This window comes from Acetobacterium wieringae (assembly GCF_026646375.1).
Classification (GTDB): domain Bacteria; phylum Bacillota; class Clostridia; order Eubacteriales; family Eubacteriaceae; genus Acetobacterium; species Acetobacterium wieringae_A.
This window is the reverse complement of record NZ_JAIPPU010000022.1, coordinates 1-23,156: the sequence shown is the minus strand read 5'-3', so window position 1 is coordinate 23,156 and position 23,156 is coordinate 1. Positions and strand designations below refer to the sequence as shown.

Below are 23,156 nucleotides of genomic sequence, written 5' to 3'. Positions count from 1 at the left end.
CCTGGAAGAAGGATTATGGACGATAAGCAAATTAAATCTAAAGTGATTACATCTTTGTTCTGGAAATTTATGGAGCGACTGGGCACTCAGGGAATACAGTTCGTTGTACAAATTGTACTGGCACGTCTCATATTACCAGAAGAATATGGGACAATCGCATTAATTATGATATTCATCTCGTTTGCCAACGTATTTGTTCAATATGGATTTAATACAGCACTTATTCAGAAGAAGGATGCAAATGAAACTGATTTTTCATCCGTATTTTTTTTAAGTTTAGTGGTTGCCGGGGTATGTTATGCAATCCTGTTTATTTCGGCACCGTTGATTGCCGATTTTTTTGAGAATCCAATGCTTATACCATTACTTCGAGTTTTATCGACCACCTTGTTTTTAGGTGGTTTGAATTCGATTCAAAATGCTGTAGTAGCCAGAAATCTGGAATTCAAAAAATTGTTTTACAGTAGTTTAGGCGCTGTTGTTGGTTCAGGAACAATCGGTATTGTGATGGCTTACAATGGGTATGGTGCCTGGGCACTGGTAGTCCAGCAACTTACGAATCAATTGATGGTGGCGGGAATTCTGTGGTTTACAGTAAAGTGGCGACCGGGGTTTCAATTTTCTCTGGAAAGTTTGAAAGGTCTTTTTTCATTTGGCTGGAAATTATTAATTTCAGCACTTATTAATATGCTCTATAACAATGTTCAAAGCTTGTTCATCGCAAAAATCTATAATCCTGAGATGCTGGGTTATTTTAATCGAGGTCAGCAATTTCCATCGTTGATTGTCTCAAACATAAATGGTTCAATCCAATCGGTTCTGTTTCCGGCTCTGGCCCTCAAACAGGATAATCGACAGCGAGTCAAGGAAATGGTCAGAAGAGCGATTGTGACCAGTGCTTTTTTTATCTTTCCGATGATGGTTGGACTGGCAGTGATTGCAGAACCACTAGTCACAATTCTGTTGACTGACAAATGGTTACCCTGCGTGCCATTCTTACAGATTTCCTGTGCAGCATTTGCGTTGTTACCAATTCATACCGCTAATCTCCAGGCAATCAATGCTTTGGGCCGAAGTGATATTTTTTTGAAGCTGGAAATAGTCAAAAATATCGTCAGCCTGATGATATTGGGAATCTCGATTCCTTATGGTATCTATGCGATTGCAGCCGGTATGTTTTTCAGCAGCGTTGCTTGTTCCTTTATCAATGCCTATCCCAATAAGAAGTTGTTAAGTTACAGTTACGTACAACAATTAAAGGATGTAATGCCGTCGCTTTTATTATCTTTGGCAATGGGTGTGATTATCTATTTCTTTTCATGGCTTAATATGAATCCGTTAATAACCCTGACACTACAGGTCGGTGCCGGAATCTTAATTTATTTTGGAATGGCAAAATTACTTAAATTTGAAAGTCTGACATATTTGATGGTCACTGTAAAAGAGATGTTGGGCAATCGAAAGAAGCGAGCGTAAGATGATCATTGGAATAATGCAACCCTATTTTTTCCCGTATCTGGGATATTTTAGTTTATTAAAGCAGGTAGATCGGTTTATTTTGTTTGATACGGTTCAGTTTATTCGGCATGGGTGGATTGAAAGAAATCGAATTTTAAAACCGTGCGAAGGAGTCCAATATATTTGCGTACCTCTGGTAAAAGCTTCACATCTCACGAAAATACAAGATGTTTCGATAAGAAATAATGAAGATTGGAGAAATCAGATCCTTTGCCAATTGAATCACTATAAAAAAATAGCCCCCTTTTACAAGGAGACCATAGCGGTGATCGAAAAAGCTTTTGCGTTAAATACAGAAAGCATTACTTATTTAAATCTTAATGCAATGAACTGTGTTTGTGATTATCTGGGGATTAAGAAAAATATAGATATTTTTTCTCAAATGAACCTGGAAATTGAGCCAGCCAATGAACCGGATGAGTGGGCCCTTAATATCTGCAAAAAATTGGGTAATGTGGAGGAATACTGGAATCCGATTGGAGGGCTTTCTTTTTTTAATCCTGAAAAATACGAAAAATCCGGGATAATAATACATTTTCACTCGGTGAAGATAAAGCGCTATCCCCAACGGCGACTGGTATTTGAAGAAAAGCTCTCAATCATTGATGTGATGATGTTTAATTCACCAGCAGAGATAAACAGAATGCTGGATGACTATGGGTTATTTTAGCTGAGAAAATCTGAATTTGGTTTTGGCAATGGAGATTCCTTTTATGATTGTTTATCAACAACACATTTTTGTGAGTGTAAAATGAATGCAAGTCACCCAGGCGTACAATTGCATGATAATTCTTAGCAAATTCTCCCAAATTTCCCGAAATGGTGAATATTAATCTTGGCAAAAAAAGCGAGGAATCAAAATGGATGTTTCAATAATGCAACCTTATTTATTTCCGTATATTGGATATTTTCAAATGATAAATTGTTCAGATTATTTTGTTATTGCAGATGATGTGCAGTTTATTAAAAAAGGGTGGATCAACAGAAACAGGATCTTATTAAATGGCGAACCGTTGATGATCACGTTGCCTGTAAATCGGGACAGTACGTACCTGAAAATATATGAACGGAGCTTTGAAAATCGAAATGGTTCTAAAGGAAGAACCACAATTTTGAACAAAATTGAAAATTCGTATCACAAGGCGCCAGAATTTAAGAATATTTATCCTCTTATTGAAAAGATAATGAATTTCGAAGATTATAATGTAGTAATGTTTTTGCAGAATAATATCAAGGAAATATGCTACTATCTGGATATTAGAACCAAGATTATTATAGAGTCCACTTTCAATTTACCGACGGAGTTGGACTATCAGGATTCAGTGATTTTTGTGTGCAAAGAATTGGCGGCAAAACGTTATATAAATTCAATCGGTGGAATGGACTTATATTCAAAAAGTAAATTTGCAGAAAATGGTATTGAACTTAAATTTATTAAAACGAGGGAAGCATTAAAATATCGACAATTTTATCATCAGTTTGTACCAAACTTATCGATCATTGATGTGATGATGTTTAATCCCAGAGATCGAATTAAAGCGATGCTAACAGAATATGACCTGGTTGAAGGTCGCAATTAGATCGGTACGACGGTAGAAGAATTTACGATATCGGATCGAGGTTATTTTTTGCCAAGTGATCTTTGACAGCTTGGCAAAAGTCCCAATTTTCAAAAAGGTCATCCCAGTTGTTGATAATAGTAGGAACATTGATGCTTTGGTACAGTCGTTTTAGAAACTCGTCACGATCGATTGTGACGACACCCATACTTGTGAGATGATCGGTTGGCCAGGTTCCGCAATCGATCATTGCCCAGTTGAGTTGTTCCAGTCGAATGGTCAAGGCAATCATTGCAAATTTCGAAGCATGGTTAACTCGTGTAAACATTGAAGAGATATAAAAATATGAGCCGCATGAGAAGCCAAACAATCCGGCAACGAGATTGTCATCTTGCCAAACCTCGATGGAGTGTTTATAACCTAAATCATGCAAAGCGTAGCATGATTTTTTACGGTCGGGGGTGAGCCAGGTGTACGTTTCTCGGGACTCCGTGCAGCCATTGATGACATCGTCAAACGCTTTATCTACGGTCAGTTGAAAATGATTGTGCTTAATTATGCGCCACATGACTTTTGAAATATGAAGGCGCTCAGGAAATAAAATGCAACGGATTTCTGAAGTCCACCATAGAATTGGCTGATCAACAAGATTTGATGGGTAAATACCATTTTTGAACGCAAAAATAATGCGTTCAGGACTTAGATCACCACCAACCGCTAATAATTCGCTAGCAGAACCCAGCCGGATGCGCTTGTTTGCAGTTGCATGTGGTGGAAAGTATAATTCTTTGGTTAAAAAATATGCTTTACCTTTATATTGGACATGTTTAATATAAAATGACTTGATAGTACCTTTGAACAATCGTGCATCCATTTTAATCAGTTGAGATTTAAATTTTTCAAACATAATTTAGCCTCCTCCGATACAAAGTTCTTATGTATAAAAAGTAACTGATTGCTTATAGTTATTTATTACCCCAAAATGTGATTTATCTGCGTTAAATTTAAATTTGAAATGAGTTGCACTACGAATCACTGATGTTTGAAATGAAAAATTTCAGGCAATAACGCCTTTAAGGTAATGATAGCAATTGATCGAAATAGATACAATATCTTGAAGTCACATGTTGATGGTATCAATATGTAGCGCTTGAGACGGTTTTGAAATATGGGGAAAAATAATTCAAAAAAGGTGTTGACTAGAATCTAAAAATGTGATATATTGACCCCGAGCAAAGTAAATATTTTAATATTTGAATATTTACTTGGTAAGAGAACCTTTGTATTTATAATTCAAAGGATGAAGCGTAAAAAATTTACTTAACAAATCAATTGGATTTGATTTAATGAGTTATTTAAGGTGTGATTTGTTTTTTTACGATAAGAGTAAATTTGGCGAGAGTCAGAGACACAAAGCGAGAAGGCTTGTAAAATGAAAGCCAGCTGCTGAAAGGAAGGTATTATACTCAAAAGAGCATCTATAAAATTCTAATATTGATCGTGGAATCACTTTCCAACGATAAAGGCAAACCTATTGAAAAATAGGGACGCAAAGCTAGAGGGCCTGTAAAATGGCAGCCAGTTACCGAAAGGGAAGTTTTTTATTTGCAATTCATCGTTATTCAACGATAAAGGCAAACCAACTGAAAAGTTGGGACGCAAAGCTAAGGGCCTGTAAAATGGCAGCCGGCTACCGAAAGGAATACCATCATGAAAAAGATATCTGTTTTTTTAGTCACATTATTTATGTTATTTAGTGTTATGCCTGTGAATTCTGCATTTGCAGCTCGCGTTAAACCACCTAGAATTACAAAACCAGTTGTGACCGAGCCAACGACAACAACCGAGCCAACGACAACAACCGAGCCAACGACAACAACCGAGCCAACAACAACCGAGCCAACGACAACAACCGAACCAACAACAACCCAACCGACAACAACGACTGAACCAACAACAACGCTTGAAGTTAAAAGTTTTGGAGCAAAAGGGGATGGTGTTAGCGATGATACCGTAGCCATTCAAAAAGCGATTAATGATGCTAGCAGTAAAAACGTTACTTTGACAATTCCGGCGGGAACCTATGTGGTCACCAGCCAATTGGAAGTAAAGAGCAACACCAGAATCAGTGGTTATGGGGCCATCTTGTACATGGCACCACAGCCGTCGGCAGTTGCAAATATTTTATGGTCAAATCCTGATGTCTATATCTCAAACGTAACCCTTGAAGGGTTGACATTACAATCCCAGAACACCATCGCTGGAGCCGACTATTATGCCAACAGCATGATCAGTAATGTACAGGGAATGTATTTCCAGGGCATCAGCAATCTGACGATCAAAGATGTTTCGATGGACAGTATGTATGTGGGCCTGAAAATGGGACAATCTGGAAGCAGCCGTAATCAGGGAGTCACCGTCAGCAATCTTAAAATTGATAAAACCGGGATGCCCATTCAGATTTCCGGAACCAACGACTTAACCATGACCGACAGCATTCTTAACGCCAACGACGGCGGAACAAAATGGCTTCATGCAGCGTATATTCGCGGTGATAACAGCAATTTCCTGTTTCGAAACGTCGAGTTCAATAACGCCCCTGGTGGCGGTATTGCAGTAGCTGGTAATGAAAAATTCCCGACCCCACCGGATCACATCGTCTTTGAAAATTGTCGTGTCAAGAACAGCGTTGTCGGGATGCATATCAATACCGGTGCCAATAATGTCACAGTTAAAGGCTTAACCATCACCGGTAGCGGTTTGGGATTCAAAATTGCTGATGCCAACAGCTTAAGCATTAGCGATGTCAATATCAGTGGTGCGAAGCCAACAACCACCGATATTGGCGCATTCAGTATCGGTAACAGCTATCAGGCAAACATTACCAATGTTACCGTTGACTCAACCGGGATGGCCGGTGCATTGTACTGGTTTATTGGAGAAGTGAAGGATACCACGATCTCCGGAATGAACGTTACAAATGTCAATAAAATTCCGTTAATCAGTGCCAGCAGCACTTCCAAGACAACCAATGTAGTGGTGGAAAACTCCAGCTTCCAGTATAGCAGTATCGACAAATATGGTATCGGATTCAGAGGTGTTGGATCACAAGCCGTGCTTCGAAACAATACGTTTACCAATAGCGGCGCAACCTACTCTTACCTGATCTATAATCCTGAAGGAACTCAAATTCAAGTCTCTGATAATTCTTACAGCGGTTTCCAGCGACTGAATTCCAGCTCGGACTTCACAATCGCCAGCAATAATTATAACTTGCTGACAGCAAAAGTAGATTAATAAAGCCAGCCTATTAAGTTGTCATATCGTGAATAATCTGAGAATAATTCAATAAAGCAATTTCTCCTAAAGCCTTGCTCTTTTGAACAAGGCTTTATTTTATCTAAATAATAGCAATTTGCAAACGAGCATGTCCACGATAAAGGCAAACCAACTGAAAAGTTGGGACGCAAAGCCAAGGGCCTTAACCAAAAGAAAGGTAGCCGGTTACCGAAAGGAGCAGTAAGCAATGAATTTGAAAAAGGAAAACAAGACAACGAAAATTATCGCAACCTTAGTGATGTCATTTTTGATCATAGGGACATTTTTTTCGGCAAATGTTTTTGCTGAAGAATTAGAAACAGAAGCCACTGATGCAATTGGCGTCACCTATCGAACCCATATCCAAAATGAAGGCTGGACCCAGGGGTGGATGATTAATGGCCAACTTTCCGGTTCTGAAGGGAAAAGCTATCGTTTAGAAGGCATTGAGATCAAACTGACAGGTGCTGTTCCAGCAGGATTAGGAATTGAGTATCGTACGCATGTTCAAAATAAGGGCTGGGAACAGAAATGGGCTGCAAACGGCGGATTTTCTGGATCTGAGGGCGAAAGCTTGCGGCTAGAAGGAATCCAGATCAGATTAACGGGTTCGAGTGCAGCTGAATATACGGTAAAGTACCGGACGCATATTCAAAACGAAGGCTGGGCTCAGGGATGGGTTTCGGATGGTGCTCTCGCTGGCTCGGAAGGAAAAAGCCTGCGTTTAGAAGCGATCGAAATCATAATTGAAAAGCTGCCAGCGGTAGCAACAAGCGAACCTGCCAGTGTTGTAAAGACACCACCACCGACCACAACACCAGTGAATCAGGGCGTCAGTGTCAAAGATTTTGGAGCAAAAGGGGATGGTGTTAGCAATGATACCCTAGCGATTCAGAATGCGATTAATGATGCTAGCAGTAAAAACGTTACTTTGACAATTCCGGCGGGAACCTATGTGGTCACCAGCCAATTGGAAGTAAAGAGCAACACCAGAATCAGTGGTTATGGGGCCATCTTGTACATGGCACCACAGCCGTCGGCAGTTGCAAATATTTTATGGTCAAATCCTGATGTCTATATCTCAAACGTAACCCTTGAAGGGTTGACATTACAATCCCAGAACACCATCGCTGGAGCCGACTATTATGCCAACAGCATGATCAGTAATGTACAGGGAATGTATTTCCAGGGCATCAGCAATCTGACGATCAAAGATGTTTCGATGGACAGTATGTATGTGGGCCTGAAAATGGGACAATCTGGAAGCAGCCGTAATCAGGGAGTCACCGTCAGCAATCTTAAAATTGATAAAACCGGGATGCCCATTCAGATTTCCGGAACCAACGACTTAACCATGACCGACAGCATTCTTAACGCCAACGACGGCGGAACAAAATGGCTTCATGCAGCGTATATTCGCGGTGATAACAGCAATTTCCTGTTTCGAAACGTCGAGTTCAATAACGCCCCTGGTGGCGGTATTGCAGTAGCTGGTAATGAAAAATTCCCGACCCCACCGGATCACATCGTCTTTGAAAATTGTCGTGTCAAGAACAGCGTTGTCGGGATGCATATCAATACCGGTGCCAATAATGTCACAGTTAAAGGCTTAACCATCACCGGTAGCGGTTTGGGATTCAAAATTGCTGATGCCAACAGCTTAAGCATTAGCGATGTCAATATCAGTGGTGCGAAGCCAACAACCACCGATATTGGCGCATTCAGTATCGGTAACAGCTATCAGGCAAACATTACCAATGTTACCGTTGACTCAACCGGGATGGCCGGTGCATTGTACTGGTTTATTGGAGAAGTGAAGGATACCACGATCTCCGGAATGAACGTTACAAATGTCAATAAAATTCCGTTAATCAGTGCCAGCAGCACTTCCAAGACAACCAATGTAGTGGTGGAAAACTCCAGCTTCCAGTATAGCAGTATCGACAAATATGGTATCGGATTCAGAGGTGTTGGATCACAAGCCGTGCTTCGAAACAATACGTTTACCAATAGCGGCGCAACATACTCTTATCTGATCTATAATCCCGAAGGAACCCAAGTTCAAGTCTCTAATAATTCTTACAGCGGATTCCAGCGACTGAATTCCAGCTCTGATTTTTCCGTGGCTACCAATAATTTTAACCTGCTGACAGCAAAAGTTGATTAAGAGAATATGATGATAGTAATTATTTCTGAAATAGAATTAAAAGATCGAGAAAAAAATAAGCCGTGCTTTTTAGCAGGGCTTATTTTTTTGCTGCAAAAGGATAAAAAAGAAAAATTGGTTTTTCGGAATGAATATTCATTAAAATAGTGGTAAGTTGCGGCTGAAAGGGGTAAAATACATACAATGGAATATGAATAAGTTTTGAGAAAAAGGCGGAATAAAAATGAAAATACTAATAACCGGTGTGGCAGGCTTCATTGGTTTTCATTTAGCTAGTTCATTGCTTAGCAATAATCATCAAATAGTCGGAATTGACAATCTTAATGATTATTATGAACAATCCTTAAAAGAAGATCGTTTAATTATTTTAAAAAATCATAGCAACTTTCTATTTTATAAGGTTGATCTAAAAAACAAAGCTTCAGTCGATCACATTTTCGAATCACATCGACCCGACTACGTGGTTAATCTGGCTGCTCAAGCTGGCGTTCGTTATTCAATCACCAACCCCTATGCCTATCTGGATTCCAACCTTGTTGGATTTATGAATATCCTTGAAGCATGCCGCAATTATCCAGTGAAGCATCTTCTCTATGCTTCATCAAGCTCCGTTTATGGTGGAAATAAGCAGGTGCCGTTTTCGACTAATCACAATGTCGATCATCCGGTTTCCCTGTATGCTGCAACTAAAAAAGCGAACGAACTGATGGCCCACACCTATAGCCATTTATTCAATATCCCAACAACCGGATTACGGTTTTTCACGGTTTATGGACCATATGGAAGGCCGGATATGGCATATTTTTCGTTTGCACAGGACATTCTAGCCGGAAAACCGATTAAGGTATTTAATCATGGTAAAATGAAACGTGATTTTACTTACATCGATGATATCGTAGCCTGTATCAGCAAATTGATTGATAAAATTCCTGTTGCCAATAAGAATTGGGATGAAAGGGAAAATGATTTAAGCTCAAGTTTTGCTCCATATAAGATTTATAATATTGGAAATAATCAACCAGTTGAGTTAATGCGTTTTATTACGATTCTGGAAGATCAGTTGGGAATAAAGGCGGAAAAAATATATATGGATATGCAACCGGGTGATGTATTAATTACTTATGCTGATATCAGTGATCTTGAAAAAGATATCGGTTTTAGACCCGATACGAGCATCGAAGAAGGTTTGGCTAAGTTTGTGAAATGGTTTAAAAAATATTATAAAATAGATCAATAAATGGATAATGACGGGGGAAACAAAAATGAAGATAACAATCGCCGGAACCGGATATGTGGGTTTGTCAAATGCCATTTTATTGGCACAGAATAATGAGGTTATTGCACTTGATGTTTTAAAAGAAAAAGTTGAGATGATCAATAATAAAAAGTCACCAATCATTGATAATGAAATTGAAGAATATTTAAAAACCAAACAACTGAATTTGCGAGCCACAACAGATAATTATGAAGCGTTCATCGATGCGGAGTATGTAATCATTTCAACACCGACAAACTATGATCCGGAAAAAAATCACTTTAATACCAGAACTGTGGAAGCGGTAATTGCCAATGTTTTGGCGATCAACCCAGACGCAGTAATGATTATAAAATCAACCATACCGGTTGGATATACTGAGGCTATAAAGGAAAAATTTGAAGCGGAAAATATTATCTTTTCACCGGAATTTTTAAGAGAAGGACATGCGCTGTATGACAATCTTTACCCCTCAAGAATTGTTGTCGGCGAGCAGTCAGAGCGGGCGCACGTCTTTGCTGAATTGCTGGCCCAGGGCGCTATAAAAAAGGATATTCAAATTCTTTATACAAATTCAACTGAAGCTGAAGCGATAAAACTTTTTGCAAACACATATCTGGCATTACGGGTTGCATATTTTAATGAATTGGATTCGTATGCAGAGGTAAGAGGTCTTAATACCTATGATATTATCCAAGGGGTATGCTTAGATCCGCGAATTGGCAATTATTATAATAATCCATCTTTTGGCTATGGTGGTTACTGTCTGCCAAAAGACACCAAGCAACTACTCGCAAATTATGCTGATATTCCTCAGAACATTATGTCGGCAATTGTGGACGCGAATCGGACCAGAAAAGATCATATTGCAGATATGATCATCAAGAGAAAACCCAAAGTTGTGGGGATTTACCGGCTGACAATGAAGACAAACTCAGACAATTTTCGAGAATCGGCAATTCAAGGTGTGATGAAGCGGATTAAGGCAAAGGGTATCGAAGTGGTTGTCTATGAACCATCGCTTGAAGAAAGCGATTTCTTCAATTCCAGAGTGATAAAAGATCTTAATGCGTTTAAAAAAGTTGCTGATGTAATTGTAACGAATCGTTTGTCAGAAGAAATAAAAGATGTTGTTGATAAGGTATATACCAGGGATTTATTCAGTCGGGATTAACAAAATGGATAGCCTAACTGACTATCAAGCGAAAGGATTATTAAAAGAGTGTACTTATGATTGATACACATATACATATGGTGCCTGGGGTTGACGATGGGGCTAAAGATCTGGAAATAGCAATTCAGATGATGCAGCTGGCAATGAACGAAGGCGTTAATGAAATGATCGTGACACCCCATTTTAATTTGCCAACTTATCATAATCAAAACGTGGATGAGCAGTATCAATTGCTGATTGATTATATTGAACGAGAGAACATAGACTTTAAATTACATTTGGGTAATGAAATTTATCTAAGTGAAGAAAGCATGGCAGGGATCAAACAGGGTCTTGCCCATACGATGGGAAACAGCCGATTTTTGCTTGTGGAATTACCCCTGTACCATTACTATCCTTTTCATGAATCCATGCTTTTCGAATTACAGGAAAGTGGGTATAAGGTTGTTCTGGCTCATGTTGAGCGTTATGAGATTTTCGCAAGACGGCCAGAAAAGCTGGTGGCTTTAAACGAACGGGGAATCTATTCCCAAATCACATCACAATATATTATGGATGGTAAAACAAGAAAAAAGGCCCTTAAATGGATTGAAAGTGGCTTGATTTATGTTATAGCTTCCGATGGGCATGATTTAATTAAGCGGCCACCGGTTATGAAATTGGCACATGAGATTGTTGTAAAAGCGTTTGGTGATGAGTGTGGACAAATGCTTTTTTATGAAAACCCAGGGATGATAATCAGAGATCGAGAATTGATGGTGCCTGTGCTGAAAAAGAAAAGGTTTGGATTTCACCGTCAATAGTATAACATCGCTGAATCAGTAAAAAGCTTAGCAAAAAGTGTCAAAATTATTCTGTCAAAAAGTGAGGTAGTCGATGGAAACGAAACTAAGCAGACAGTTGTTTTTAATTGTAGCAGACATATTGGCTGTGAATGCCGCATTCTTATTTACATTATTTTTGCATTTTGAAGGAAAGATTCCTTCAGAAATTATTAGTATTTATTTAAGTAGTGTCTTTATCTTAACAGTTGGCAAGCTGCTTATTTATCGATTCTTCGATTTATATAATAGCTTATGGTCTTATGCTTCGGTGGAAGAGTTGATTAAGATTTTGATGGCCGTAATTGTCGCCAACGTGTTTGGTACTGCTTATCTTTTTTATATGGGCGAAAGACTATATTTTGGTATTTATCTAACAAGTATGCTTTTTGAAATTGCATTTGTCAGTAGTGGCCGTTTCAGCTATCGTTTGGTGAGAAGCTTAAAAAATCGGAAAATATTCATGAAGCAGGATGTCCAGAAGAAAATATTGATCATAGGAAGTGGTGCGACTGCGACCCTGATTGCAACAGAAATTAAGAATCACGCATTAAACTATGGACAAGTCGTGGGATTTATCGATGAAGATGCCAAAAAATTGAATAAAACAATTGCGGGTGTTAAGGTTCTGGGTAATAACTATGATATTGGCAGCATCGTCCATAAGTTCAATATCAATGAAATTATTATTGCAACACCGACAGCAGATCCAACGACACTTCGAATGATCATCAGTGAATGCAAACGTACACCTGCCAAGGTACGAATTGTTCCAGGAATACGTGAAATGATCGATGGACAAGTTTCATTAAGTAAAATTCGAGATGTCGAGATTGAGGATTTACTTGGCAGAGAAACGGTAAATCTTAATATCAGAGAAGTTGTCAGTTATCTCGAAGGCAAAATTATTATGGTAACTGGTGGTGGCGGTTCGATTGGTTCTGAATTATGCAGACAAATTGCCAGATTTAATCCGGGGAAATTGATTATTCTGGATAATTATGAGAATAATGCCTATGAAATACAAAATGAACTGATTAATGATTATGAAAATAAAATTAATCTGGACGTAATTATCGCATCGGTAAGAGATCGGGATGATGTTTTTGCGATTATTGAGGCCTACCATCCCGATGTTATCTTTCATGCGGCAGCACACAAACATGTGCCCTTAATGGAGCGTTCGCCCTGGGAAGCCATTAAAAATAATGTTTTTGGAACAAAAAACGTTGCGGAAGCGGCCCATGAGTTTGGGGTAGATCGCTTTGTTATGGTTTCGACAGACAAGGCTGTTAACCCAACCAATATAATGGGTGCCAGTAAGCGGATCTGTGAAATGATTATTCAAGGTTTAGCCAGACAAAGCAAAACAAAGTTTACTGCTGTTCGCTTTGGCAACGTCCTCGGTAGTAATGGTTCAGTGGTTCCCCTATTTAAGAAACAGATTAAAGAAGGCGGTCCGGTTACTGTAACACATAAAGAAATAATCCGCTACTTTATGACCATCCCGGAAGCGGCACAGCTCGTAATCCAATCGGGTGCGATTGCAAAAGGCGGAGAAATATTTGTACTTGATATGGGGCAACCTGTAAAAATATTTGATCTGGCAGTTGATCTGATTAAGCTCTCGGGATTAAAGCTGAATGAAGACATCGAAATTGAAATCATTGGCTTGCGACCCGGCGAAAAGCTGTATGAAGAACTATTAATGGATGAAGAAGGGCTGAAAGAGACCTGTTTCGAAAAAATCAGAGTGGGGAAACCGGGTGATATTGATTATGCATTGCTTAAGAAGTCACTTGAAGAGTTAAGGCCCTATCTAAAAGCATCGAACAAAAAAGCGCTGATCAGTATGGTGAAAAATATTGTTCCCACCTACAAAGATAGTGACGAAGTTAATAACAATGGTAATTATCTGAAATAGCTAGATTGTTGTTTGAGCAGCTATTTGGGTTCTGGCAAGTTTAACTGAGAAAGGAATCTAACACCATGAAAAATCGAAAATTGGTTATAACTCTATTTAGTGTTCTGTTTCTGGTAATTGTGGCCAGCCTGCTCATATTTGCACGTGTCAACAATGGATCATTGTTGATGGTCAATACTCAAAATAATGGCTCAGATTCCGAAACTGATGCAGGATCGATTGAGGATGTTTTGAATCAGAACAATGAAAGCTTGCTTGAACTGGTAGACACGAGAAAAACGGTCATTTTTGCAATTTATGGAACAGATGAGCGATCTGATGAAACAGGACGAAGCGATATCATCATGGTTGTGATGTACGACCCTACACAGCAAAAAATGATAATGGCTTCGCTACCAAGAGATTTACGGGTTAATATTCCCGGTTATGGTTTGGATAAAATTAATCATGCCTTTGCTTATGGTGGCAGAGAATTGAGCGATCAGACCATTGAGGAGTTGCTGGGGATCAAACTGGACTTTTCAGTGAAATTGGATTTTGATACATTTGCCAGCATCATCAACGATGTTGGGGGTGTCAAAATCACAGCACAAAAAGATTTCTATAAAAATGAAAATCAATTAGTTATCCGTCAGGGTGAACAAATCTTGAATGGGAAAAACGCATTATTTTATGTCAGATTTCGGAGTGATAGCGACTATGACTATGGCCGGATCGCCCGACAGCAGGAAGTGGTTAAGTCATTAATGGAGAATCTCTCAACGATGAGTCTGAAAAAAAAGCTGCAATTGATCGAAACCTATTATAATAATGGCGTTGAGACCGATGTTAATGTTTCAAAGCTTAAAGAGTATCTGAATATGAGCGGTGGGGACACAAATCTTAGTTTTGAAAATTATCGATTAAAAACATATTCCGAAATTATTGATGGATTATGGTATGAACTGTACAATCAGGAAGATCTGGATGCAATTAAAAACCTGTTCAAAGTGAATGAAGATATTAATCAGGAAAACTGGAAATAAAAGCTAGAAAGCTTATCTGGTCTTTAAGAAAGGAGAACAATATGGAAACAACGAAGGAAGTCAATTTTAAAGAACTTTTAGAGATTATTATTAAAAAATGGTGGCTCATTCTGTTGCTGACCGTTGTCGGTTTCGGGTCAGCATATCTTTACACAGTAAAATATGTAACCCCAGTCTACGAAGCAAATACAGTTTTGTATATTGGTCAGGAGGGCGGTAGTTTGGGGTCAATTGATGTATCATTAGGTCAATTAAATGCCAATAGTCAACTACTTGTTGATTACAAGCAAATTGCCTCTACCCGATTGGTAATAAATGAAGTAATTAAAAACCTGGGATTGAATATTTCTTATGATGAATTTAAAGATAACGTTAATATCCAGAGTGTTTCCGATTCCCGTCTTTTCACAGTTGGGTTTAGAAACTCTGATCCCCAAGTCGCCAAACAGATCGCCGATGAACTGGCTAAACAATTGACGGTGGCAGTATTACAAATTGTCGGTGTAGAGAATATCAGAATTCTGGATCAGGCGCTGGTACCACAGGCTCCGATCTCGCCTAATGTCCTTCTTAACGCAGTTATCGGCGGTTTATTGGGATTTTTCATATCATTGTTTGTAATTATTTTGATGTTTTTGATTAATGATACGATTCGAAGTGATGAAGATATTGAAAATTTGATTGGCGTGTCAGTTTTAGGGGATATTCCAGAATTTAAAGGGGAGGCTCGATAATATGGATTCACTAAGTTTAATCACACTAAGCGACCCCACATCATTTATAACGGAAAGTTATAAATTATTGCGTACAAATTTAAATTTTAAAAATTTGAATAATCGTTATCAGGTGATGCTGGTAACGAGTGCTGGTAAAGAAGAAGGGAAAAGTACCACCATTTCAAACCTGGCGGTAACGTTTGCTCAGGCCGATAAACGGGTGTTACTGATCGATGCCGATTTACGGTTGCCTCAGATCAGTACCATTTTTAATATTAATAAAAGGAAGAATGGTTTATCCAATATGTTAGTGGATGAATTACCACTGGAGTCACTTGTTAATAAAATAGAAAAACTTGAAAAATTAGAAATTCTAACTGCTGGAAACAAGCATGTTTCGCCGACCGAACTGCTGAATTCAGAAGCATTTGAAACATTCATTAAGCAATGTCGAGAAGAATACGATGTTATTCTTATTGATACCCCACCCGTGCTAAGCTTTGCTGATGCAAGTATCATTTCAAATGCTGTCGATGGGGTATTGCTAGTAATTGCCGCCCACTCCACAAAAAAAGCAACAATTGTAGAAGCAAAAAAAAATCTCGACAAGGTTGGTGCATCTGTCATTGGTGTTATCCTGACAAAAGTGAAATTTAAGAAAAATGCGAATTACTACCGCTATAATGCTGACAAAGGAAAGTAATCGCTGAGTTTAATATCATTGTTTACAAAAATTGCATAAGGTTAACATAAATAAGGAGGTGTCAAATGATACCTCCCTTATTTCTTCCTTAGAATTGATGTAAACAGGTTTTAAAATCGACGAGCGAAAAGATGAGGGAAATGATCAGCGGAGCGATTTTTTTATATGCTCAAAGAAGTGCTGATACCCTTCACATAAATAGTTTTTGCCATTTTGACCGTTTTTTGAGATAAGCAACCGATCTTTGGGACAGCCACCAAAACAAAGGCGGATATAATCGCAGTCCAGGCATTCATCCGGTAGTCCCAAGGTTTTGTGCATACCAAACAAGCGGTTTTTCTCCATTAAGTCTGACAGTGGCGTGTCAAGAATATTTCCAAGCTTATAAGCTTCAAAGGCATAACGGTCACAGCTGTAAAGATCCCCATTCATTTCCACGACTCCTGCATGGCCACAGAGTGCTTCATGAACGCAGACGCCAGCAGGGTGATTATTTAAATTAGCCAACGTCGATTCAATAATCTGGACATATTTTTCGCCCAGATCCATTTTTTGCCACAAATCAAAAATGGTGCAGAGAAAGTCGCCATAGTCCATAGCGTTGACCGAAAAATCTGTTAATGGATGCTTCATGATGGGGGAATGGATACCAGCGGGCATGGCAAACCGCTGTCCAGAGGAGGATTCATAGCTGGGTGGCAAGCATTCAACGACAGGCAAAAACTGCATGTAATCAGTGAGCTCTCGAAGAAACAGATAAACATCCTCAGGGTAATGCGAATTAATGGCATTGACAGTTGTCAGTGTATTGTAGGTGACACCGTGCTTTTGAAGCAGTTTGATACCAGCCATGGTCTGTTCAAATGTGTCGCCGAAATGACTTTTTCGATAACTGTTATGAAGACTGGCATGGCCATCGATACTGACGCCAATCAAAAAATGATTGACCGCAAAGAACTCACACCAGACATCCGTCAGCAGGGTCGCATTTGTTTGGAGAGTGTTGTGGATGATTCGGCCAGAGCCGTATTGGTTTTGATAATTCAATGCTTGAATGTAAAAATCAAGGGGAACCAGGGTTGGTTCACCACCGTGCCAGGCAAACTCGACAACTGCGTTGTTCCCGTGAATGGCAAGATTTTGACGGATATACGCTTCAAGCACCACATTTGACATTAGTTTTGTTGATTGAGCCATCTGGTCTTGTTTTTCCAGGTAATAACAATAACGGCAACTAAGATTACAGGATGCGCCAATGGGTTTTGCCATGATGGCATAAGTCCGGGAATCCGGTGGAGATACATTTTTCATTACCATCAATTCGAAGTATTATTGATCTGAGCAATGACAGTGGTGGCTTCGCTGCCGTCATCAACACCGATCTCTGCGATGATCAGGGCATTAAGCTGGTTATTCAGTTCCATAATCAGAGCGGAATTGGTGTTTTGATCTGCGGCCAGGTTGACTAATTCATTGGGATCTTTTTCCAGATCAAACAGCTGAACATCATTATTGGCATATAGTTCTTCCATCGTTGTAGGCAGATTGAAATTGAGTGGTGAAAAATATCGGGCGAATTTGTATTTTTCAGTGGTTATTCCACGGACAAAGCCACGTTTAGAATAATCAATCGTATAGCTGGTGACACCGGTTGTTGGGTTGGTGGTCTGCATCATGTTGCTGTCGATCATTGAGATCATTTCGTAGGCAAATAAAGCGCCCGTTCTTATTTTTGCTTGGCTGCTATCAAGTAGATCCATCATACTGTTGCCGGGAAGACCAGCAGAAAGCTCATCTTTTTTAGTATCCGGCAGATTGGTCATATCAATGAAGGTGGGTGCCAAGTCGAGGTGGCTGGTTACCGCATCAATGGAATTGCCCCCTTCATATTCGGGATGTACGATAACCAGGGGAACGTGGATGTTATTTTCGTACATAAATCCACCTTTTCCCCGGAGTCCATTGGCACCTTGCATATCACCGTGGTCGCTGGTAAAGACGATGATGGTACTATCCAGCATTTCCAGATTGGATAGTTCAGAAAGAATATTATAGAGCTGATCATCATTGTCCTGAATGCAATTATAATAATAATCCCGAAAATTTTCCCAGCGGCTGGCCTCGGCGGGAATTTCACCAACCCGCCGGTTCCATAAATCAAAGTATTCTGATTCTGCCGGAACCCTGCCGGGAGCATCAATGGCTTGATCCCAGGTAGATGGAATTTCCGCCTTAGGGTAACTGGTTTCATAGATTGTATTAACTGGAGCTCCGGCAATAGCAAAGGTTGTTTGGCCGGTGTCCTGTACGGCGACACCGTCTGAATCAGTGTTATAGTACATAATATCGTGGGGATTCACCAGATTGACGGCCAGGAAAAAAGATTGTCCGTTGGTATTGGTAGCTGATCCTTTTGAGCGCAGCCAGCTAACCGTGTCTCCGGCAATGTTGCTGTCTTGCATATAGCCTTGCTGAAGCTGGCCCACAATATCACCTTGGGCATTCCAGTCAGAAAATCCATATCCTAATAAGCCATTCTGTTTTTGCATAGCGGGTTGGCTGGTATCATCGAAAACACTGGTATCACCCATGTGCCACTTACCTTTAAATGCGGAGTAGTATCCAGCTGCGAGCATCCGGTCACCAACAGTGGTGAGGTTTTCGGAAATCGGCTCCTGCCAGGGTGATTCAGTATTATCAATCATCAGCGTATCAGTGATATGGGTGCCGGTGTAAATAACTGATCGGGATGATGTGGAGACATTGCTACAGGTATAGTGTTTTTCAAACGTGGTTCCCATTTTTTTTAACAGCTCCCGGGCTTTGTAATTGGTGCCAGCTGGGAATTCGTCAAGATAATGCTCCTGATCAACGGTTATAAAAACAATATTATAATTGCCATCATTATTGGGCTGGGCATCGAGATTAGCGATTCTTTGTTCAATGGGATCGTTGCCCGTGTTTTGATTGCAGCTTGAGACACCCAGCAGCGAGGTTGCCAGAGTGATTCCTAATGCTGCTTTTTTAATATTCATTTAAAGACCTCCTGATCTATGATTTTGATTATTTGGATTAGTTGACGATGAAATGATAATTAATTTATGTGTAGTTTTTTTTCAATTATTGCTTTTAACCCCAATATACCCAGACAAATCTGTGATAATCATCTCATCATAGAAAGCGGACAGCTTTGCAGATATTGGAAATACCTTTTGGGTTTATTAGTGGAAGTATGTTTTTTAATAAAAAAGAATCAAAAAAGGGAATCATATTTGGATATATTTAAGAATATGATATTATTTTGCAAAAAGACTGGATAAAAAATGATAAAAAGGATATAATATAATGGCTTATGATAGAGGTTCTTTGTCAGTGATCTGATAAAGGCCTCTTCTTTACGGAACGGCAACAAAATGATGAAATACAAATTTACAGATTAATGCGGCGATTGTGCAAAAACTGGCACCTGCGACTGGAAGCAGAAAAATCAGGTAGTTTAAAAAAGTCGCAATGAGATTATTTTACAGGGTTTGCCAATTGAATCAAGGGAGGATTATCAAATATGATAACAGTATCAGAACTAAGTTTAAATTTTAGCGGAACAAATCTTTTTTCCAATGTAAATATAAAATTTACCCCGGGGAATTGTTATGGGGTCATTGGAGCGAATGGGGCTGGAAAAACCACCTTTTTAAAAATTCTATCTGGAGAAATCGAACCGTCCACTGGGAATGTCTTTATCCCCGAACACATGCGGATGTCGGTATTAAAGCAGGATCATTATGCTTATGATGCGTATTCTGTGCTGGATACCATCATGATGGGGAATCAACATTTGTATTCAGTCATGAAAGAAAAAGATGCCCTGTACATGAAAGAGGATTTCTCCGATGAGGATGGCATCCGCGCTGGCGAGCTTGAAGGTGAATTTGCTGAGATGGGTGGCTGGGAAGCCGAGTCTGATGCGTCCCGCATCATTCAGGGTCTTGGCCTGGGGGTCGAAATTCTGGATGCCAATATGGACAGTTTAACCGGTAACGAAAAGGTCAAGGTCTTATTGGCTCAGGCTTTATTTGGCAAGCCAGAAATTATCCTGCTCGATGAGCCGACCAACCATTTGGATATTCAGGCCGTTGAATGGCTGGAAGAGTTTTTGATGGACTATGAGGGAACCGTCATTGTGGTTTCCCATGACCGTTATTTTTTAAATAATGTCTGTACTCATATTGTCGATATTGACTTTGGTAAAATTAAGGTATATGTCGGGAATTATGATTTCTGGTACGAGTCCAGCCAGTTAATTCAACGGTTAATTAAAGATCAGAATAAGAAAAATGAAGATAAGGCCAAAGAGCTTCAAAACTTTATCGCCCGGTTCTCAGCCAATAAATCAAAATCGAAACAGGCGACATCAAGAAAAAAAATGCTGGATAAATTAAATATTGAGGACATGCCATCATCATCTCGAAAATATCCATGGGTTGGTTTCCAGATCGATCGGGAACCTGGGAAAGAAATATTAACAGTTGAACATCTATCAAAAACAGTTGATGGGGTCAAAGTTCTCAATAATGTCAGTTTCCGGGTGAATAAGGATGACAAAATCGCTTTTGTTGCTGAAAACGAGATTGCCATGACAACCTTGTTTAAAATTCTGATGGAGGAAATTGAACCGGATGAAGGCAGTTTTAAATGGGGAGTCAGTACCTCTCAGTCGTATTTCCCGAAAGATAACAGTGATTATTTTAATGGGTGTACTTTAAATATTTGTCAATGGTTGCAGCAATACACCGAAGAAATCACGGAAACCTATATCCGCGGTTTTTTGGGACGAATGCTTTTTTCGGGCGATGATATTTATAAAGAAGTCCAAGTACTTTCCGGGGGCGAAAAAGTACGTTGTATGCTGTCCAAAATGATGATGTTTGGTTCTAACGTTTTAGTTCTGGATCAACCAACCAATCACTTGGATCTGGAATCCATTACCGCCGTAAATAATGGTCTAATTGATTTTAAAGGGATTTTACTTTTCGCCAGCCATGACCATCAGTTTATGCAAACCGTCGCGAATCGCATTATTGAAATCAGAGAAGAAGGTATCATTGATCGTCTGTCGACGTATGATGAATTTATTGAGTACAAAAAGAAGCTGGTATAAAACGAGAATAGAACGCCGTCCAATGTCAAATATGCAAATCGGCATTGGGAAGGCGTTCTTTTTATTTCATGGATCGATAAATTTTTCTGACAAGAATGCAAAAAGATGATATAATTCGGATGATTTAGTCTGTTAAAGTGGTCGTAAAAAGCAGTTGCAGATAAGAAACAAAGTCCCCCAAAATAGAACAATCGGGAGTAAATGGATTAATGAAGGATCAATTATATAAAGATATCATGGATTATGCACCGATGGGATTGATATACTTAAAAATAATCGTAGACAAACAGGGTAACCCGGAAGATTTAGAAATTTTGGCAGTTAACAAGGTGGTTGCACGGATGCTGGGAACACCCGCAGCTCAGATCATGGGGGCAAGAGCGATGGGGCTCTTTGCAGACGATCCGGAAAGTTTTTTTCAGTGGCTCGACTCGTTTGCGACCCGTAGCGATCAGGAACTGCAAAACGAGAGAATGGTTCTCTTAAAACCGTTTAACCGTTACTTTCATGTAAAAATTGTTCGGGGCGAAAAAAATCTGCGCACCATCTTTCTGATTGATATTTCTGATGAAGTAACACGAATTAATTACCTTGAAGCTGAATTGAACCATTACAGAAAAAATGCAGAAACCCATGTCAAAAAAGAAGAGGCCCTAAGGGTACTCAGTTATCGAGATTCCCTGACTGGTTTAGGTAATCGCAGACTTTATGACAAGCAACTAAATAAAATCGATCGGGAGTTCAATTATCCGATTACCCTGATCATGGCTGATGTTAATGGTTTAAAACTGGCAAATGACGGGTTTGGACATGAAGCTGGTGATGCCTTATTGTTAAAATTCGCTGCGATTTTGAAGGCGGAGTGTCCTGCGGATGCCTGTATAGCTCGGGTTGGTGGAGATGAGTTTTTAATCCTGTTGTCAAAAACGAATGCAAAAAAAGCAAAAGCGCTGATTGAACGGCTTAATAGGCTTAATTCTAAACTGTTAGTCAATCAGCTAAAACTTTCCTATGCATTGGGATTCTCAGTCAAAACCCATGTTACGCAGAATATGGAAGACGTTTATCGGGCTGCAGAAGAACGAATGTATCGCCATAAGGCGGAAAATAATTCAAAGTTACGCAGTCAGTCGATCGATCTTATCCTGGAATCACTTTTCAAAAAATATCAGAGTGAAAAATTCCATGCGAAAAGGGTTAGTATCCTTGGTAAATCTCTGGCAATCGAGTTGGGATTTACGAATGAGACGATCATTCAAATTGGCTTGGCAGGTTTGGTTCATGATATTGGAAAAATTGGCATTAGCGATGAGATTTTGACTAAAGCAGAACGTATAGATGTGTTTGAAAGGATGGAGATCGAAAAGCACCCGGAGCTTGGGCATCGGATATTGGCTTCGGCAAGCGAATATATTGATATCGCCGATTTTGTTATGTCTCATCATGAACGTTGGGACGGGAAGGGCTATCCCATAGGTTTGAAGAATACAGAAATATCCCCGGAAGCACGCATACTCGCATTAGTTGAAGCTTACGATGATATGACAAATGAGCGTTCATATGAACAACAATTAACGAAATTTGCAGCGATTGCAGAAATTCAGGCTGGAGCGGGGAAACAGTTTGATCCCGACTATGCAAAAGTGTTTGTCGAACAGGTATTAAAGAGTCCATGGGAATATTAAATGATCGAAGCACAAGTCAATATTGTTTGTTTTTTAACGATTTATTTAATAGCTCACAACATTCAAATTTACAAAGCCGAAAGCTTCCTGTATAATTTAAATAGGTCAAGAGATTGACAATAAAAAATACCTC

Annotated in this window: 18 protein-coding genes and 4 riboswitches; of the genes, 15 read left to right on the top strand and 3 right to left on the bottom strand. The window is 39.4% G+C overall.

From position 1 onward, the window contains the following. The first annotated feature begins 15 nt into the window (after nt 1-15). From Q7P33_RS16155 to Q7P33_RS16145, 3 genes are all read left to right on the top strand, one after another. Nucleotides 16-1,476 carry a lipopolysaccharide biosynthesis protein gene (locus Q7P33_RS16155; RefSeq protein ID WP_303871776.1) on the top strand — a complete coding sequence of 487 codons (1,461 nt, stop codon included), beginning with the start codon at nt 16-18 and terminating at the stop codon, nt 1,474-1,476. Nucleotide 1,477: 1 nt separating this feature from the next. Further along, nucleotides 1,478-2,188, top strand: a complete 711-nt coding sequence (locus Q7P33_RS16150; protein WP_369693327.1) for a WbqC family protein — start codon at nt 1,478-1,480, stop codon at nt 2,186-2,188. A 190-nt stretch (nt 2,189-2,378) separates the two neighbouring features. Continuing rightward, nucleotides 2,379-3,098: a WbqC family protein gene (locus Q7P33_RS16145; RefSeq protein ID WP_303871775.1), complete on the top strand. Its 720-nt coding sequence runs from the start codon at nt 2,379-2,381 to the stop codon at nt 3,096-3,098. Nucleotides 3,099-3,120: 22 nt separating this feature from the next. Here Q7P33_RS16145 and aat read toward each other — a convergent pair whose 3' ends face one another. Continuing rightward, nucleotides 3,121-3,984 carry a leucyl/phenylalanyl-tRNA--protein transferase gene (gene aat / locus Q7P33_RS16140; protein WP_303871774.1) on the bottom strand — a complete coding sequence of 288 codons (864 nt, stop codon included), beginning with the start codon at nt 3,982-3,984 and terminating at the stop codon, nt 3,121-3,123. Nucleotides 3,985-4,452: 468 nt separating this feature from the next. Then, nucleotides 4,453-4,528, top strand: a riboswitch (cyclic di-GMP riboswitch). Between the two features lie 63 nt (nt 4,529-4,591). Continuing rightward, nucleotides 4,592-4,667: riboswitch (cyclic di-GMP riboswitch) on the top strand. A 33-nt stretch (nt 4,668-4,700) separates the two neighbouring features. Beyond that, a riboswitch (cyclic di-GMP riboswitch) is annotated at nt 4,701-4,775 on the top strand. 69 nt (nt 4,776-4,844) lie between these two features. On the opposite strand from aat, the gene Q7P33_RS16135 reads away from it, so the two are divergent. From Q7P33_RS16135 to Q7P33_RS16090, 10 genes are all read left to right on the top strand, one after another. After that, on the top strand, nt 4,845-6,374 hold the full coding sequence (locus Q7P33_RS16135; RefSeq protein WP_303871773.1) for a glycosyl hydrolase family 28-related protein: 1,530 nt from the start codon (nt 4,845-4,847) through the stop codon (nt 6,372-6,374). Between the two features lie 134 nt (nt 6,375-6,508). Beyond that, nucleotides 6,509-6,589: riboswitch (cyclic di-GMP riboswitch) on the top strand. A 14-nt stretch (nt 6,590-6,603) separates the two neighbouring features. Continuing rightward, the gene (locus Q7P33_RS16130; RefSeq protein ID WP_303871772.1) at nt 6,604-8,562 is read left to right on the top strand and encodes a glycosyl hydrolase family 28-related protein; all 1,959 of its coding nucleotides are present in this window, start codon (nt 6,604-6,606) and stop codon (nt 8,560-8,562) included. 9 nt (nt 8,563-8,571) lie between these two features. Beyond that, nucleotides 8,572-8,709 (top strand): hypothetical protein, encoded by a 138-nt coding sequence (locus Q7P33_RS16125; protein WP_303871771.1) that lies wholly within the window; start codon nt 8,572-8,574, stop codon nt 8,707-8,709. Nucleotides 8,710-8,779: 70 nt separating this feature from the next. Further along, on the top strand, nt 8,780-9,799 hold the full coding sequence (locus Q7P33_RS16120) for an NAD-dependent epimerase (RefSeq protein WP_369693329.1): 1,020 nt from the start codon (nt 8,780-8,782) through the stop codon (nt 9,797-9,799). A 25-nt stretch (nt 9,800-9,824) separates the two neighbouring features. After that, nucleotides 9,825-10,991, top strand: coding sequence for a nucleotide sugar dehydrogenase (locus Q7P33_RS16115; protein ID WP_303871769.1), 1,167 nt, complete (start codon nt 9,825-9,827; stop codon nt 10,989-10,991). 56 nt (nt 10,992-11,047) lie between these two features. Continuing rightward, the gene (locus tag Q7P33_RS16110) at nt 11,048-11,794 is read left to right on the top strand and encodes a tyrosine-protein phosphatase (protein ID WP_303871768.1); all 747 of its coding nucleotides are present in this window, start codon (nt 11,048-11,050) and stop codon (nt 11,792-11,794) included. Between the two features lie 73 nt (nt 11,795-11,867). After that, nucleotides 11,868-13,736: a nucleoside-diphosphate sugar epimerase/dehydratase gene (locus Q7P33_RS16105; protein ID WP_303871767.1), complete on the top strand. Its 1,869-nt coding sequence runs from the start codon at nt 11,868-11,870 to the stop codon at nt 13,734-13,736. 65 nt (nt 13,737-13,801) lie between these two features. Beyond that, entirely contained in the window at nt 13,802-14,761 is a 960-nt protein-coding gene (locus Q7P33_RS16100; protein ID WP_303871766.1) for an LCP family protein, read from the top strand. A gap of 41 nt (nt 14,762-14,802) precedes the next feature. Continuing rightward, complete coding sequence (locus Q7P33_RS16095; RefSeq protein WP_303871765.1) at nt 14,803-15,495, top strand: YveK family protein; 693 nt, start codon at nt 14,803-14,805, stop codon at nt 15,493-15,495. 1 nt (nt 15,496) lies between these two features. After that, complete coding sequence (locus tag Q7P33_RS16090) at nt 15,497-16,180, top strand: CpsD/CapB family tyrosine-protein kinase (RefSeq protein ID WP_303871764.1); 684 nt, start codon at nt 15,497-15,499, stop codon at nt 16,178-16,180. 144 nt (nt 16,181-16,324) lie between these two features. On the opposite strand, the gene Q7P33_RS16085 is transcribed toward Q7P33_RS16090, so the two are convergent. Both Q7P33_RS16085 and Q7P33_RS16080 read right to left on the bottom strand, forming a co-directional pair. Further along, a complete protein-coding gene (locus tag Q7P33_RS16085; protein ID WP_303871763.1) occupies nt 16,325-17,491 on the bottom strand; it encodes an anaerobic sulfatase maturase in 1,167 nt (388 codons plus the stop codon). A gap of 5 nt (nt 17,492-17,496) precedes the next feature. Next, entirely contained in the window at nt 17,497-19,215 is a 1,719-nt protein-coding gene (locus tag Q7P33_RS16080) for a sulfatase-like hydrolase/transferase (RefSeq protein WP_303871762.1), read from the bottom strand. 527 nt (nt 19,216-19,742) lie between these two features. Here Q7P33_RS16080 and Q7P33_RS16075 point away from each other — a divergent pair. Beyond that, entirely contained in the window at nt 19,743-21,338 is a 1,596-nt protein-coding gene (locus tag Q7P33_RS16075; RefSeq protein WP_303871761.1) for an ABC-F family ATP-binding cassette domain-containing protein, read from the top strand. Between the two features lie 209 nt (nt 21,339-21,547). Continuing rightward, a complete protein-coding gene (locus Q7P33_RS16070) occupies nt 21,548-23,023 on the top strand; it encodes an HD domain-containing phosphohydrolase (protein ID WP_303871760.1) in 1,476 nt (491 codons plus the stop codon). The last annotated feature ends 133 nt before the right edge of the window (nt 23,024-23,156 follow it).